Below are 14970 nucleotides of genomic sequence, written 5' to 3' on the forward strand. Positions count from 1 at the left end.
GCCTACTGTGACCCACCGTGGGGGTGCGGCAGTGGGCACGCGACGTCCTCACCCAGGTGTACGAACGCCGGCTGGCCCGGGCGCTCGAGGGCGCGGCGATCCCGCGGCACGTCGGGGTGATCGTCGACGGCAACCGGCGGTGGGCGCGGGCCATCGGCCTGGAGGACCCCAACGCCGGCCACCGCCGCGGCGCGGACAAGATCGCCGGCTTCCTCGGCTGGTGCGACGAGGCCGGTGTCGAGGTGGTCACCCTCTTCCTGCTCTCCACAGACAACCTGTCCCGCCCCGAGCCCGAGCTGGTGCCGCTGCTGCGGATCATCGAGGGCGTCGCCGAGGACCTCGCCGCCCCGGACCGGCGCTGGCAGCTGCGCCCGGTGGGCGCCCTGGAGCTGCTGCCCGCCGAGACCGTCGCCGTCCTCAAGCAGGCCGCCGAGGACACCCGCGACCGGCCGGGCGCGACGGTCAACCTCGCCGTCGGCTACGGGGGACGGCGGGAGATCGCCGACGCCGTCCGCTCACTGCTGGCCGAGCACGCCGAGCGGGGGACGACGCTGGACGAGCTGGTCAGCGTGCTCGACGTCGAGCACATCGCCGAGCACCTCTACACCCGCGGCCAGCCCGATCCCGACCTGGTCATCCGCACCAGCGGGGAGCAGCGGCTCTCGGGCTTCCTGCTCTGGCAGACCGCGCACTCGGAGTTCCACTTCACCGACGTCTACTGGCCCGACTTCCGCCGCGTCGACTTCCTGCGGGCGCTGCGCGCCTACGCCGCCCGGCACCGGCGCTTCGGCGGCTGAGAAACTGCTGGTCATGGCCTCCGTCCTCGACGTCCCCCTGGAGTACGTGCGGCTCGGGCTGCGCTTCGACCGGCTCGAGCGCGGCTTCGTCGACGCGTACACCGGTGACGAGCGGGTCCGCGCGGCGGTGGAGGACGAGTCGGCGCCCACCCCCCAGGGGCTGCGCGACCAGGCCCGCGGGCTCCTGGCCGAGCTGACGTCGGCCGGCCTGCCGGCCGACCGCGCCGGGTTCCTCCGCGGGCAGCTCACCGGTCTGGAGTGCAGCGCCCGCAAGCTGGCCGGCGAGCCGGTGCCCTTCCTCGACGAGGTGCGCAGCTACTTCCAGGTCGACCTCACCCTCGGCGACCCGGCCGCCTACGCCGCCGCGCACGCCGAGCTCGACGCCCTGCTGCCCGGCAGCGGCCCGCTGGCCGACCGCTACGCCGCCCACCGGCGCCGCGAGGAGTGCCCGCCCGAGCGGCTGGCCGAGGCGGTGCACGCCCTGTCCAGCGCGTTGCGCGACCGGGCCCGCGCCGACTACGGGCTGCCCGAGATGGAGACGGTGCGCTACGAGGTGGTCACCGACCAGCCGTGGTCGGGCTTCAACTACTACGAGGGCGACTACCGCTCCCGCGTGGCGATCAACGCCGACCTGCCGCACCGGCTGGGCCAGCTGCCGCACCTGGTGGCCCACGAGGCCTATCCGGGGCACCACACCGAGCACTGCCGCAAGGAGCTGGGCCTGGTCGAGCGCGGCTCGCGGCTCGAGCACACCGTCTTCCTGGTCAACACCCCCGAGTGCCTCATGGCCGAGGGACTCGCCGACCTCGGCGTGCAGGCCGCGATCGGCGACGGCTGGGGCCCCTGGGCGGCCGAGGTGCTCGGCGACCTCGGGCTGCACTTCGACGGGCACCTCGCCGAGCGGGTCGCCGCGGCGGCCGCGCCGCTGAACCGGGTGCGCCAGGACGCCGCCGTCCTGCTGCACGACCGCGGCGCCTCGACCGACGAGGTGGCCGCCTTCATCCAGCGCTGGTCGCTGGTCAGCGGTGACCGGGCCCGCCAGCAGCTGCGCTTCCTCACCCACCCGCTGTGGCGGGCCTACACCACCACCTACGTCGAGGGCTTCGACCTGCTCTCGCGGTGGCTGGACGCCCGCCCGGCCGACCAGCCGGTGGCCGACCGCTTCGTCCGCCTGCTCGACGAGCCCCTCACCCCGGCCGCCGTCGCCGGCGAGCTGCGGGCCGGCTGAACGGTGGCGCGGCACAGCCCGGAGGAGGCCCGGGACCTGGGCCTGTGGACGGCGGGCTGGCTGGCCGTGCTGCTGGTCGGCGGGCTGTGGTGGCTGGGCGACCTGCGCGTCCAGTGGCCGGTCCTGCTGGTGCCGCTGGTGTGGGTGCTGGTCGCCCTCCGGCCGCGCCGTCGTCGCTGACACGGCTGGTGCCGGTGGTGCCCCGAAGGGGGGACACGCCGCCTCCCCGACATGTTCCTGTCACCTGCCGGGCCTAACGTCCGCGGTGGAGGGCGAGCTCACCTCGCCGTCCACGGGAGGCCCGGTTGGTGCTGACGATCTCGTCGACCAAGGGGGCCGGCCCCCGGCCCCTCGGCCGGGGCCCGGCCACCTTCGAGCCGGGGCGCGCCGCGCCCCAACGGGAGTCGACCGTGACCACTCGCCGCACGTACGTCCTCGACACCTCCGTCCTGCTCTCCGACCCGGGTGCGCTGCTGCGCATGGGTCCCCACGACGTGGTCCTCCCCCTCGTCGTGATCGGGGAGCTGGAGGACAAGCGCAACCACCCGGAGCTGGGCTGGTTCGCCCGGCAGGCGCTGCGGCTGCTCGACGACCTGCGGGTGCAGCACGGCCGGCTCGACGCCCCGGTGCCGGTCGGTGAGGACGGCGGCACGCTGCACGTCGAGCTCAACCACAGCGACCCGTCGGTGCTGCCGGCCGGCTTCCGCAACGACAGCAACGACAGCCGGATCATGGTGGTGGCGCTGAACCTGCGCGCCGAGGGGCAGGACGTCTGCCTCGTCACCAAGGACGTGCCGCTGCGGGTCAAGGCCGCGGCCGTGGGGCTGGACACCGACGAGTACCGGGCGCTGGACGCCGTCGATGCCGGCTGGACCGGGATGGCCGAGCTCTCCCTCGACGACGCCGAGCTCGCCGGTCTGTACGACGAGGGCGAGGCGTATGTGCCGGCTGCCGCCGAGCTGCCGGCGCACACCGGGCTGGTGCTGCTGTCCTCCCGCGGCTCGGCGCTCGGACGGGTGACGCCGGACAAGCACGTGCGGCTGGTACGCGGCGACCGCGAGGCCTTCGGGCTGCACGGCCGATCCGCGGAGCAGCGGATCGCGCTGGACCTGCTGCTCGACCCGGAGATCGGCATCGTCTCGCTCGGCGGGCGGGCCGGCACCGGCAAGTCGGCGCTGGCGATGTGCGCGGGCCTGGAGTCGGTGATGGAGCGGCGCGCGCACGCGAAGGTCGTCGTCTTCCGGCCGCTCTACGCCGTCGGCGGCCAGGAGCTCGGGTACCTCCCGGGCAGCGAGGGCGACAAGATGTCGCCCTGGGCGCAGGCGGTCTACGACACCCTCGGCGCGCTGGTGTCCAAGGACGTGCTCGACGAGATCGCCTCGCGCGACCTCATCGAGGTGCTGCCGCTGACCCACATCCGCGGGCGGTCGCTGCACGACTCGTTCGTGATCGTCGACGAGGCGCAGTCCCTCGAGCGCGGGGTGCTGCTGACCGTGCTGTCGCGGTTGGGCTCGGGCTCGCGGGTGGTGCTCACCCACGACGTCGCCCAGCGCGACAACCTGCGGGTCGGCCGGCACGACGGCGTCGCCGCGGTGGTCGAGCAGCTCAAGGGACACCCGCTGTTCGCCCACGTGACGCTGACCCGCTCCGAGCGCTCGCCGATCGCCGCGCTGGTCACCGAGATGCTGGAGGACCTCCCGCGCTGACCCGCAGGACCCGGCGCGTCCGACCGCGCTCTCGCGCGGTTCCTCTCGTCGTCGCGCCGGTGCATCGGCGCGAGGAGGAGGGAAACCGCGCGAGAGTCAGCGGCCGCCCCGGGCAAAGGCCCGCAGGAGGCGATCGCCCACGACGCGGGGGCGATCCAGGTCGTCCCACGTCCAGCGGGCGACCTGCCAGCGGTGGTCGCGCAGCTCGTCCTCCCGCCGCTTCTCCCGGAAGACGACCTCGCCCGGTTCCTGTCCCGCCGGGAGCAGGCGGCCGTACTTGGCCCGGCCGTCGAACTCCCCGACCGTGCGGTGCTCCTCCCAGCCGAAGTCGCAGCGCGCCATGACGCTGCCGTCGCGGCGGCGGACCCGTACCTGCAGATCGGGTGCGGCGAGCCCGAGCCGGTGGATGAGCACCCTGCTGCGGCTCTCGCCTACGCCCTCGCTCAACGGGTCGGCGAAGTCGACGGCTCGAGCGGCGGCACGGATGCCGGGGACCCGTCCCATGTCCGCGATGCAGCCCAGCAGGTCCTGGCGGGTGGTGCCGCCCGTCCGGAGCGCGCGGTCGGCGACCACGACTGCGGACTCGAACGGCACCGAGCGGGCGACGTCCACCACGGTCCGCGTGATGCTGGTGACGGCGACACCGTCGACCACGGTGAGGTGCTCGTCGGGCACCCGGCCGACGTGCTGGTGCAGGCGCCTGCTGCCGGAGCCGTTCGTCGGCGGACGACGAGTGACGTGGACCCGGCCGAGGGGCACGCCCCACACGGGCAGGCCGTGCAGGACCGCGGCCGAGAGGTGGCTCACCACTGCCGGTGAGCGGAGTCCCGGGATGGTGGCCAGCACGGTGAGGCGGTGACGCGCGACGGCGTCGGTGGGCAGTGCGGCGGGCGTGTGTGCGTACGCGCCCCGCTGCAGCCGGCGCAGCTCGCCGCGGCGCACCATCCGGGCGAGCTCCGCGTCGTCGAAGCCTCCCGCCAGCGCGTCGGCGCGGCGCAGGAGGAACGGTGGGTCGGGATCCGGGGCCGTCACGCACCCAGCCTGACGGCGACGCCCGAGCCGCGGGAGCGCTCGACCGGATCTGTGGACGGCGGCCACTCCCGCGCTGTTCCACCTGGGATGGCGCTCGTGCACCAGCGCGTGCACTGCAGGAACCGCGCGAGAGTGGCCGGGGGTGAGGAGACGAGAGGCCGCGGGCGACGGGCGCCGGGGTCAGGACGCCGCGGGGTCGGCGTCCTCGTCGGCGGAGGCAGCCGGCGGGCGGGGGGTGGCGGCCCAGCGCAGCAGCGCCACCACACCCCAGCCCGCGGCCAGGCACCACGGCAGCCGGGTGACGACGTCGTGCACGCCCAGGTCGCCGCGCAGACCCAGGGCGAGCACCGGCAGGGCCAGGAGGAAGGACACCGCCAGCACGTCCCAGCGCAGCGGGCTCATGCCCCCGCGTTCTCCAGTCGCTCGCAGAGCAGCGAGGCCCAGCGGTGGGCGGTCGCCCGCGCGCCGTCGAGGAGGGCCACGGGGGTGGAGGTGCGGCCGAGCACCGCGGCCGGGTCGGCGGTCAGGTCGGTGTCCTGGACCATGAGCGCGTCCACGCGGGGCAGCGCGTCCAGCCACGGGCCGACGTCCTCGGGCTTGCGGGTGGCCTCGACGACCGCCCACACGCCGGCCGGCGCGAAGACCGCGACCATCTGCTCCAGCCAGGCACCGCCACCGGCGCGCAGCGGGACGTCGACGGCGACGATCGTCAGCGCGCTCGACCGGTCGGCCTCCTGCTTGCGCTCGAGGGCCGTGTCGATGCTGGTGATCCGGTTGCTGCGCGGGGCCAGCGCGGCCAGGTCACCGCGGGAGGCCCACTGCAGCTGCTCGCCGTCCAGCCGCATCGAGGCGGCCAGGGAGCGGGCGGCGGCGAGGGTCTCCACGCCCGGGCCGACGACCAGCAGCACCTCGCCGGCCCCGGAGGGCAGCGCGGGAGCGGCGGGCAGGCCGGCGGCCAGCGCGCGGGTCAGCGCGGCGTAGGCGCCGAGGCGGGCGACCTCCGCGGCGAAGTCCTCGCCGAGCAGCCGCTGGGGCACGCCGAGCTCCAGCAGCTGCAGGATCAGGGCGTCCTCGGCGGCACCGGCCACGGGTCCGCCGCTGGTGCCGCCGGACGTCGACCGGCCGCGGACCGAGGGCACCACCATCGGCGCGGACCGGCGCCAGGCGGCGGCGCGCTTGTCCACCGGCAGCCGGGTCACGGTGGCCAGGCGGGCCTCCGCGGACGGCGCCGTCACCCGGGCGACCGACTGCCCCGGGGCGCGGCCGATCGCCGGCGGCACGGGCGGGCGGCCCAGCAGCGGCGGGACGGCGAGCGCGGTGCCGGGCGCCGGCGGCGGCAGCAGCGACAGCGGCGGCAGGATCGTGGTGGCGTCGGCGGGCAGCGGCAGGGGAGCCGGGTCGCTGGCGGTCGGGGCCAGGACCTCGGCCTCCACCTCCCACTCGTCGGCCTCGGCGGTCGCGTCGACCCACACCGGGATCTCGGCGGTGTGCGCGCAGGCGTCGGCCTCGGCCCACGCGTCGTCGGCCACGGCGGCGTCGTGCTCGGCCGACGGGGAGCCGGCGAGCACGCCGCGCAGCAGCTGGGTCAGCGCCGCGTCGGACGTGTCGTGCGCCAGGGCGGCGCGCAGCACCTCGGCGATCGCCTCCTCGCGGGAGGTGATCGGCCCGGTGCTGAAGTCCGGCTCGTGCACCCACCCGGGCACGGGGGCCGGCCGGGGCTGCGGCGCCGGGACCGGCACCTGCACCGGCGGGAGGACGGCGACGGCCGGCTCCGGAGCGGGCGCGGGGGCCGGGGGGACGGCGGCGGCCGGTCGAGGCGCGGGGGCGGGGGCGGGCGTGGGAGCCGGGCCCCAGAGGATGTCCAGCCCCGCGTCCTGGTCGTCGTCCTCGTCGTCGAGGTCGACGGCCGCAGCGGGGGCGGCGACGGGCGCCGGAGCCGGGGCGGGCACCGGCGCGGCAGCCGCGGGAGCGGGAGGAGCCACCGGAGCCGGAGCAGCGGGGGGAGGGACCGGAGCAGCGGGAGGAGCCGCCGGCGTCGCGGCAGCGGTGCGCGCCGGAGCGGGCGCGGCGGCGGCGATCGCCTCGTCCACGGCCTCGCGCACGTCGACGTCCCGGGCCACCATCTGCGCCAGCGCGGCGGTGAACGGCGACGGCGGCAGCGCGACGTCGTCCACCGCGGGCGCAGCCGGTGCCGCAGCCGGTGCGGGCGCCGGCGTCGGCGGAGCAGGGGGAGCCGCGGCCGGGGCCCGGCGGTTGCCCCGCGGAGCGGCCGGGCGGGCGGCGCGCGGCGCGGAGGTCCGCGAGTACAGCCCCACGGGGGGCTGGCCGTCGCTACCACCGCCGAGCAGGTCGGCGACCTCGTCGACCGGGTCGGGCAGCACCGGGTCGCGGCGCAGCGCGGCCTCGATGCGGGCCATCGACTCGGCCTTCGACGCCGGGCGGCGCTCGACGACGGGCGGCGGTGCGATCTCCTCCACCTCGGCGACGAAGCGCTCGGTGGTGAAGAAGCCCATCACCCCACCGGTGCGGATGCGGCGGATGCCGACGATCCGGACGGACGAGCCGTACTTCTCCCGCGCTGCGGCGATGGCGCCCTCGCGGGAGGCGGCCTCAACGGACGGCAACGGCACCGTTCACCACTCCCAGTGACTCGATCTGGGCCGTGCGGGAGACCTCCGTGTAAGAGATCACCGGCAGGCGGGGGAGGACCTGACGCATCAGGCGGGACAGCGCGGCCCGGACCTGGGGCGAGCACACGAGCACGGGGGCCAGGCCCAGCCGCTCGGCGTCGGTCAGCAGGCCGCTGCACCCGTTGACCAGCGCGTCGACCGTGCCGGCGTCCAGGGCGAGGACCTGACCGGCCTCGCTCTGCCGCACGGCCTCGAGCAGGCGCTGCTCGAACGCCGGGTCGAGGGTCATGACGTGCAGCCGCTCGTCGGGCGTGACGTAGGGGTGGCTGATCGCCGACCCGAGTGCCGAGCGGGCGGCCTCGACCAGGCCGTCGACGTCGGTGGAGACCTTCGCCCGGACCGAGAGCGCCTCGAAGATGCGCACCAGGTCGCGGATGGAGACGTTCTCCTCGAGCAGCCCGTGCAGCACCCGCTGGATCTCGCCCAGCGTGAGCAGCGTCGGGGTGAGCTCCTCGACGACGATCGGGTGGGTCCGCTTGACCATCTCGACCAGCAGCCGCACGTCCTCCCGGCCGAGCAGGTCGGCGGCGTTCTGCCGGACGACCTCGGCCAGGTGCGTGGTGATGACCGAGGAGCGGTCGACGACGGTGGCGCCGGCCATCTCGGCCTGCCGCTGCAGCTCGACCGGCACCCACTTCGCGGGCAGGCCGAACACCGGCTCGCGGGTGGCCCGGCCGGGCAGCCCGTCGAGCATGTCGCCGATCGCCAGGACGGTGCCGGCGGGCGAGGTGCCCTTGGCCGCGGGGACGCCGTTGAGCCAGATGACGTACTGCGAGGCGGGCAGGTCGAGGTTGTCGCGGGTGCGCACCAGCGGGATCACCAGGCCGGTCTCCATGGCGACCTTCCGGCGCAGCGCCTTGACCCGGTCGAGCAGGTCGCCGCCGCGGGAGGCGTCCACCAGGTCGACCAGGTCGAAGGCCACCTCGAGCTCCAGCGGGTCGACCCGCATCTTCTCGGCGATCGCCTCGGGGGAGTCCGGGCGGGGCTCGTCGTCCGCGGCGGCCTGAGGGTCGGCGTCCTCGTCGACCTCCGGGGTCTCCTGCATGCGCGAGGCCATGAGCAGGAAGAGCCCACCGATGACGAGGAACGGCAGCTTGGGCAGGCCGGGGATGAGGCACAGCGCCAGGGCGGCGCCGCCGGCGATGCGCACCGGCTGCTTGAAGCGGCCGAGCTGGGCGAGCAGGTCCGAGCCCATGTCCCCGTCGGAGGCCGAGCGGGTGACGATGATGCCGGTCGCCGTGGACAGCAGCAGCGCGGGGATCTGGGAGACCAGGCCGTCGCCGACGGTCAGCAGCGAGTAGGTGGAGACGGCGTCCCCCGGGGCCATGCCCAGCTGCATGACGCCGATGGCCATCCCGCCGATGAGGTTGATCAGCGTGATGATGATGGCGGCGATGGCGTCGCCCTTGACGAACTTCGAGGCACCGTCCATCGACCCGTAGAAGTCGGCCTCGGCGGTGACCTCGGTGCGCCGCCTGCGTGCCTGCTTCTCGTTGATCAGCCCGGCGTTGAGGTCGGCGTCGATGGCCATCTGCTTGCCGGGCATCGCGTCGAGGGTGAAGCGGGCGCCGACCTCGGCGACGCGGCCGGCACCGTTGGTGATCACGACGAACTGGATGATCGTGAGGATCACGAAGATCACCAGACCGACGATCAGCGAGCCGCCGATCACGAAGTGCCCGAAGGCCTCGATGACCTTGCCGGCGTAGCCGTCGGTCAGCACCAGCCGCGTCGAGGAGACGTTGAGCGCCAGCCGGAACAGCGTCGCGATGAGGATCAGCGACGGGAAGACGGCGAAGTCCAGCGGCCGCTTGATCTGCATGGCGACCAGCAGGATCAGCAGCGACGCGGTGATGTTCAGACCCAGCAGCAGGTCCAGCACCGCGGCGGGCAGCGGCACGACCAGCATGAGGACGATGGCCACCACGCCGATGGGGACGGCGGCCTTCGTCAGCTTCTGCACGGACCCCTCATCGGCAGAGCGCCCACCCCGGGGCACCGCCGTCCGCCCCAGCCGTCACGCCCGTCCCAGCGGCACCGTCGGCCCTGCAGTGGAAGGACCCCCTTGCCCCCCGCCACTCGCAAGCTCGCGGCGGGACCCTGCAAGGGGGCCGAGGGACGGGGGCAGGAGGTCCTCCTTCAGCGGCGGCGCCCGGCCCGGGGGAGCCCCTCGACGTCCGGCGCGGCGAAGCCGGGCCGGTGGAAGCCGCCGCGCACGCCGCGCGCCGACAGCTGCATGACGAACGCCAGCACCCGCGCGACCGCGGTGAACAGCTGCGCGGGCACCTCCTGGCCGATCTCGCAGGAGGCGTGCAGCGCGCGGGCCAGCGGGACGTCCTGCACCAGCGGCACCCGCGCCTCCGCGGCCCGCTCGCGCAGCTTCGCGGCGACCTCGTCGGCGCCCTTGGCCACCACCCGGGGAGCGCCGCGGTCGGCCTCGTACTTCAGCGCGACGGCGACGTGGGTGGGGTTGACCAGCAGGACGTCGGCGGTCGCGACCTCGGCCATCATCCGGTTGCGCGACATCGCCATCTGGGTGGCCCGGCGCTGCGCCTTCACGTGCGGGTCGCCCTCGGAGTTCTTGTGCTCCTGCTGGATCTCGTACTTGGTCATCTTCAGCTGCTTCATCGTCTGCCGGCGGACGACGACGTAGTCGGCGACCGCGATCACCAGACCGGTCACCGCCACGACGCGGATCATCAGGACGGCGGAGTCGGTGAAGGTGGCGGTGACCGCCGACAGCGGCAGCGCGCCGGACGACGACACCAGCTGCTGGGCCTTGTCGCTGGTGACCACGACGACCGTGCCCAGCGCCGCGGTCTTGATGACCGCCTTGGTGGCCTCCCACAGGCCGTGCCCGCCGAACATCCGCTTGATCCCCGGCAGGGGGTTGAGCTTCTTCAGCGTCGGCTTCACCGGCTTGCTGCTCACGGTGACCCCGCCCTGGACGGCCGAGGCGGCGACGCCGACCACCATCAGGGCCACCGCCACCGGCAGCGCCACGGTGACGAAGGTGCTCAGCGCCTGGGTGAACAGGGCCGTGACCTTCTCGACCTCCGGGTCGTCGACCACCACGCCGACCTGCACGAACATCCGGCCGACCTCGTCGAACGCGTTGCCCACCAGCATCGGCAGCAGGAAGCTGGCCGCCGCGGCGCCGGCCCACGTCCCCAGCTCCTGGGTCCGCGGGATCTGACCGTCCTTGCGCGCCTTCTTGAGGCGCTGCGGAGTGGGGTCCTCCGTCCGTTCCCCACCCGGCCCGTCCTTGGCCACGGCTCACCTCCTCCCGGGACCGGCGGGACCGGCGCTCTCGCACGCCGGGGACGGCGCCGTCCGCTGTCCGCGCCGCATCACCCGCTCCGGAGGGAGACCATCGCCCGGGCCGCGTGCTCGAGCAGCGCGTCCAGGGCCGGGGGCAGCAGCGGGAAGGTCAGGCCCAGCAGGGCCATCGTCAGCAGGATCTTCACCGGGAAGCCGAAGGAGAAGATGTTGAGCGCGGGCGCGGCGCGCGACAGCAGCGCGAGCGCCACGTCGGCGAGCAGCAGCACCGCCACCATCGGTCCGGCGATCTGCAGCGCGGCCAGGAACATCATCGACAGCGCGGTGATGAGCACCTGGGCCAGCTGCTCGGTGGGCACCGACCCGCCGACCGGCATCCCCTCGTAGGAGGTGGCGAAACCGCGCACGATCAGCAGGTGGCCGCCGCTGGTGAACAGCAGCGTCGTCGCCAGCAGGTAGTGCAGCCGGCCGACCGAGGAGCTGGTCGTCATCGACAGCGGGTCGTAGGCCGGCTGCAGCGAGAAGCCGCCGGTGAGGTCGATGAGGTCGCCGGCGTACTGGACGGCGGCGAACAGCACGTGGACGACGAAGCCCAGCGCCGCGCCGATGGCGACCTCGGTGATCGCGCCGACCACGAGGAAGCCGGTGGTCGGCTCGGGCAGCCCCGGCGCGATGCGGGTCATCAGCGCGACCGACAGGGCCAGCGCCAGCGCCCCCTTCACCGGGGCCGGGATGCTCTTGGAGTTGAACGGCGGGGCCAGGAGCACGAAGCCGGTGGCGCGCGCGGTGCCGAGCAGCAGCGCAGCCAGGGTGCCCGCCGGGACCTCGAGGTCCACGGCCGCTACGTCCGGTCGAGCAGGCGGGGCAGCGAGTCGAACAGGGACTGGGTGAAGCTGACCAGCTCGGAGAGCACCCAGTTGCCCGTGACCAGCAGCGCGATCGCGACCGCGATGACCTTCGGCACGAAGGACAGGGTCGGTTCCTGGATCTGCGTCGCCGCCTGGAACAGCGAGATGAGGAAGCCCACCAGCAGGGCGGTCAGCAGCACGGGGGCGGCGACCTTGGCGGCGACCAGCATCGTCTGGACGGCGATCTCGGTGACGTCGGCGTCGCTCATCAGCCGTAGCTCCCCACCAGCGCCGTCGTGATCAGCGCCCAGCCGTCGACCACCACGAACAGCAGCAGCTTGAACGGCAGGGAGACGATCACCGGCGGCACCATCATCATGCCCATCGACATGAGCGCGGCGCTGACCAGCATGTCCAGCACCAGGAACGGGATGAAGACGACCAGGCCGATGATGAACGCGCTCTTGAGCTCGGAGAGCACGAACGCCGGCACCAGCGTCGTCATGCTGACGTCCGCGGCGTCGGTCGGGGCCTCCTCGCCGGAGAGCCCGACCATCAGCGACAGCTCGTCCTCGCGGGTGTTGTCCAGCAGGAACTCCCGCAGCGGGACCACGCCGACGTCGTAGGCCTGCGACACCGTCATGGTGCCGTTGAGGTACGGCTGGACGGCGCTCTCGTTGATGTCGGAGAACACCGGGCCCATGACGAACAGCGTCAGGAACAGCGCGATGCCGGTGAGCACGGTGTTCGGCGGCGACATCTGCATGCCGAGCGCGTTCCGGGTCAGCGACAGCACCACGATGATCTTGGTGAACGACGTGGCGAGCAGCAGCACCGCCGGCGCCACCGAGAGCACGGTGATCGCGAGGATCAGCGTGATCGAGGTGCTGGGGCTGCCGCCGCCGATCGAGATGTCCACGCCGCCGTCGACGGTGGGGACCACGGGGGCGGTCGGGGCCGTCGGCTCGACCGGCGCGGTGGGGGCGGCGGACGCCGGGCCGGCCAGCAGCGCGAGCACGACGCCGAGCAGCGCCGCGAGCAGCAGGACCAGCCCCACGCGCCGGGCGACCGGGACGCCCCGGACGGGAGCGGGGGAGGCGGTCATCAGCGGCGGACCGTCCGCTCCCGCAGCTGGGAGACGAACGACGTCCACCCGTTGCGGTCGAACACCGAGCCGGCGAGCGCGCCGGGGCTGCCGGCCGCGATCGGCTGCGCGGGAGCCAGCCGCCGCTCGGCGATGGCCTCCTCGACGACGTCACCGTCCACCTCGGCGAGCAGGGTGACCTGCTCCTCGGTGGAGCCGACGACCAGCACGCGGTCGGCGATGCGGATGACGCTGACGCTGCTGGCCCGTCCCATGCGCTGCCGGGCGACGACCTCGATGAGGCCGTTGCCCTGGCCCAGGCCGCGCTTCTGCGCGAACCGCGCGGCGAACCACAGGACCGCGCCGATGAAGGCCAGTGAGAGCACCAGCCGGATGACCATCCACGTCACGGTGTCTCCTCGCTGGCGCTCGTCGCCCCCGTGCCGAGGCGTGCTGTGTCTCCCCATGACCTCGCGAGCTCGGTCATGCCTGCTGGCCCCCGATCTCGGAGGCGGCGGCGTCGGTGATGATCTCGCTGATCCGCAGACCGAAGTCCTCGTCGACGACCACGACCTCGCCGCGGGCGATCAGCGTGCCGTTGACCAGCAGGTCCGCCGGGGCGCTGGCGGCGCGGTCGAGCTCGACCACCTCGCCGGGGTGCAGGGAGAGCAGCTCGCCGACGGTCATCCGGGTGCGGCCGATCTCGACGGTGACCTCCATGGCCACGTGCCGCAGCAGGTCCAGGCTGCCGCGCTGGGTGCGCGCCTGGGGCAGCGTCACCTGCAGCGCGAACACCGCCTCGACCGTGCCGCCGGCGCCCATCAGCGGGACGGCGACGAACATGCCCTTGTCCCGCAGCCCGTCCATCGCGGTGTCCGGGTCCTCGGTGCGCTCCGCGTCGACGCGCACCCGGCCCAGCGTGGCCGCGGCGGCCTCGAGGGCCGGACGCAGCGCGGTGGCGACGTCCATCGGGCCGACGGGGGAGTTGGCGAGGGCGTCGACGACCTCGGCGGAGAGGACGAGGACGACGTCCCCGCTGACCTCGCCGGAGAGCCTCGCCGCGACCGCGGCGGCGGCCGTGGCCGGCGCCAGGACGGCGTCGGGGTCGCTGACCGGCGCGCCGGGGACGAGCTCGGCCGTCGCCGGCACCAGCGCGGCCGCGGCCCGGGCGGCGGAGGCCACGACGGCGATCACGGTCTCGGATGCCTGCGAGTGGTCCACGGTGGCGGTCATGCGGTGTCCTTCTGGGCTGGGTGCTGGGAGGTGGCCGGGGTGGGGACGATGGCGGCGGCCAGCCGGCGGCGGTGGTTGCTGGCGATCGCGTAGGCGAAGGTCACCTCGTTGGTGGTGACCTCGAGCGGCGCGTCCTGCGGGTGGCGCAGCAGCAGCACGTCACCGACCGCGAGGGAGAGCAGGTCCTCGGAGGAGACCTCGAGCGGGGTGAACCGCACGCCGACGTCGACCGGCACGTGGGTGAGCCGCTCGTTGAGGGCCTCGAAGGCGCGCCGCCGCTTGGCCTGGGCCGACTCCGACAGCTGCGGGGAGGCGGCGTTGTTCAGCGGCACCTGGAAGGAGGAGAACGGCAGCACCAGCGTGGCCTCGCCGGTGCGGCCGCCGATCCCGATGGTGAACGAGGCCACCATGACGGTGTCCGAGCCGGACGCGGCCTGGGCCAGCTGCGGGTTGTACTCGACCTCGCTGAGCTCGGGCTGCAGCTCGACGATGTGCGAGAAGGCCCCGGCGAACTCCTGCAGCAGCCGGGTGAGCAGGTGGTTGGTGATCGCCGTCTCCATGACCGTCATCGGCCGGTCCGGCTGGTCCGCGGCACCCGAGCCGCCGAGCATGTGGTCGACGGCGGCCATCGCGATGTCGAGCGGGTAGGCGAGCACGCCCTTGCCGGCCAGCGGCTCGATCGTGAAGGTCGCGATGAAGCACGGGTCGGGCAGCGAGGCGACGTAGTCGTCGTAGGAGTGCTGCTCGATGCCCAGCAGCTCCAGTCGCGCGCCGGCCCGCAGCATCGTGGTGAGGACCGTCGTCGTCTGCCGGGCGAACGCCTCCTGGGCGATCTGCAGCACCCGCACGTGCTCGCGGGAGAGCTTGGTGGGGCGGCGGAAGTCGTAGGTGCGGGGTTCGCCGCGGCGGCTGCGCCCGGTGGGGGCGGTTCCGTTCTCGGGGCGGGTCACGCCAGGTTCATCGGCGGGGAACGAGTCCGGGCGCGCCGCCGGGGGGGGGGGGGGGGGGGGGGGGTGGGGGGGGGGGGGGGGGGGGGGGGGGGGGGGGGCGCGGGCGGGGGGCGCCGGGGGGGG

15 protein-coding genes are annotated in these 14970 nt (G+C 74.4%); 4 read left to right on the top strand and 11 right to left on the bottom strand.

Annotation, left to right across the window (positions count from 1 at the left end; all coding sequences use genetic code 11):
- Positions 1 to 17 precede the first annotated feature (17 nt).
- The 4 genes from ACI79G_RS13400 to ACI79G_RS13415 all read left to right on the top strand — a co-directional run bounded on the left by ACI79G_RS13400 (position 18) and on the right by ACI79G_RS13415 (position 3731).
- Complete coding sequence (locus ACI79G_RS13400; protein ID WP_456881618.1) at positions 18 to 797, top strand: isoprenyl transferase; 780 nt, start codon at positions 18 to 20, stop codon at positions 795 to 797.
- Between the two features lie 13 nt (positions 798 to 810).
- Positions 811 to 2025 (top strand): DUF885 domain-containing protein, encoded by a 1215-nt coding sequence (locus tag ACI79G_RS13405; RefSeq protein WP_456881619.1) that lies wholly within the window; start codon positions 811 to 813, stop codon positions 2023 to 2025.
- 3 nt (positions 2026 to 2028) lie between these two features.
- A complete protein-coding gene (locus tag ACI79G_RS13410; protein ID WP_456881620.1) occupies positions 2029 to 2205 on the top strand; it encodes a hypothetical protein in 177 nt (58 codons plus the stop codon).
- A gap of 230 nt (positions 2206 to 2435) precedes the next feature.
- Positions 2436 to 3731, top strand: coding sequence for a PhoH family protein (locus tag ACI79G_RS13415; protein WP_456881621.1), 1296 nt, complete (start codon positions 2436 to 2438; stop codon positions 3729 to 3731).
- Between the two features lie 96 nt (positions 3732 to 3827).
- Here ACI79G_RS13415 and ACI79G_RS13420 read toward each other — a convergent pair whose 3' ends face one another.
- From ACI79G_RS13420 to ACI79G_RS13470, 11 genes are all read right to left on the bottom strand, one after another.
- Positions 3828 to 4763: a type IV toxin-antitoxin system AbiEi family antitoxin domain-containing protein gene (locus ACI79G_RS13420; RefSeq protein ID WP_456881622.1), complete on the bottom strand. Its 936-nt coding sequence runs from the start codon at positions 4761 to 4763 to the stop codon at positions 3828 to 3830.
- A 180-nt stretch (positions 4764 to 4943) separates the two neighbouring features.
- Complete coding sequence (locus ACI79G_RS13425; RefSeq protein ID WP_456881623.1) at positions 4944 to 5165, bottom strand: hypothetical protein; 222 nt, start codon at positions 5163 to 5165, stop codon at positions 4944 to 4946.
- Complete coding sequence (locus ACI79G_RS13430) at positions 5162 to 7393, bottom strand: hypothetical protein (RefSeq protein WP_456881624.1); 2232 nt, start codon at positions 7391 to 7393, stop codon at positions 5162 to 5164. Before ACI79G_RS13430 ends, ACI79G_RS13425 begins: the two co-directional genes overlap by 4 nt.
- Entirely contained in the window at positions 7374 to 9416 is a 2043-nt protein-coding gene (gene flhA / locus ACI79G_RS13435; RefSeq protein WP_456881625.1) for a flagellar biosynthesis protein FlhA, read from the bottom strand. The genes ACI79G_RS13430 and flhA overlap by 20 nt, the downstream gene beginning before the upstream one ends.
- Positions 9417 to 9592: 176 nt before the next feature.
- A complete protein-coding gene (locus ACI79G_RS13440) occupies positions 9593 to 10726 on the bottom strand; it encodes an EscU/YscU/HrcU family type III secretion system export apparatus switch protein (protein WP_456881626.1) in 1134 nt (377 codons plus the stop codon).
- Positions 10727 to 10803: 77 nt separating this feature from the next.
- On the bottom strand, positions 10804 to 11568 hold the full coding sequence (fliR, locus tag ACI79G_RS13445) for a flagellar biosynthetic protein FliR (protein WP_456881627.1): 765 nt from the start codon (positions 11566 to 11568) through the stop codon (positions 10804 to 10806).
- A gap of 5 nt (positions 11569 to 11573) precedes the next feature.
- Positions 11574 to 11849: a flagellar biosynthesis protein FliQ gene (fliQ, locus tag ACI79G_RS13450; RefSeq protein WP_091223336.1), complete on the bottom strand. Its 276-nt coding sequence runs from the start codon at positions 11847 to 11849 to the stop codon at positions 11574 to 11576.
- Positions 11849 to 12685, bottom strand: a complete 837-nt coding sequence (gene fliP, locus ACI79G_RS13455) for a flagellar type III secretion system pore protein FliP (RefSeq protein ID WP_456881628.1) — start codon at positions 12683 to 12685, stop codon at positions 11849 to 11851. Before fliP ends, fliQ begins: the two co-directional genes overlap by 1 nt.
- Positions 12685 to 13065, bottom strand: a complete 381-nt coding sequence (gene fliO, locus ACI79G_RS13460; RefSeq protein ID WP_456881631.1) for a flagellar biosynthetic protein FliO — start codon at positions 13063 to 13065, stop codon at positions 12685 to 12687. The genes fliP and fliO overlap by 1 nt, the downstream gene beginning before the upstream one ends.
- Positions 13066 to 13147: 82 nt before the next feature.
- The gene (gene fliN / locus ACI79G_RS13465) at positions 13148 to 13897 is read right to left on the bottom strand and encodes a flagellar motor switch protein FliN (protein ID WP_456881629.1); all 750 of its coding nucleotides are present in this window, start codon (positions 13895 to 13897) and stop codon (positions 13148 to 13150) included.
- Entirely contained in the window at positions 13894 to 14847 is a 954-nt protein-coding gene (locus ACI79G_RS13470; protein WP_456881630.1) for a flagellar motor switch protein FliM, read from the bottom strand. Before ACI79G_RS13470 ends, fliN begins: the two co-directional genes overlap by 4 nt.
- Positions 14848 to 14970 lie beyond the last annotated feature (123 nt).

It is taken from the genome of Geodermatophilus sp. SYSU D00779 (genome assembly GCF_054050595.1).

Bases quoted from the DNA above. Each gene is read 5' to 3' on its own strand.
- ACI79G_RS13405 (WP_456881619.1), top strand. From the start codon at position 811: ATGGCCTCCGTCCTCGACGTCCCCCTGGAGTACGTGCGGCTCGGGCTG.
- ACI79G_RS13425 (WP_456881623.1), bottom strand. From the start codon at position 5,165: ATGAGCCCGCTGCGCTGGGACGTGCTGGCGGTGTCCTTCCTCCTGGCC.
- fliQ (WP_091223336.1), bottom strand. From the start codon at position 11,849: ATGAGCGACGCCGACGTCACCGAGATCGCCGTCCAGACGATGCTGGTC.
- fliP (WP_456881628.1), bottom strand. From the start codon at position 12,685: ATGACCGCCTCCCCCGCTCCCGTCCGGGGCGTCCCGGTCGCCCGGCGC.
- fliO (WP_456881631.1), bottom strand. From the start codon at position 13,065: ATGGTCATCCGGCTGGTGCTCTCACTGGCCTTCATCGGCGCGGTCCTG.
- fliN (WP_456881629.1), bottom strand. From the start codon at position 13,897: ATGACCGCCACCGTGGACCACTCGCAGGCATCCGAGACCGTGATCGCC.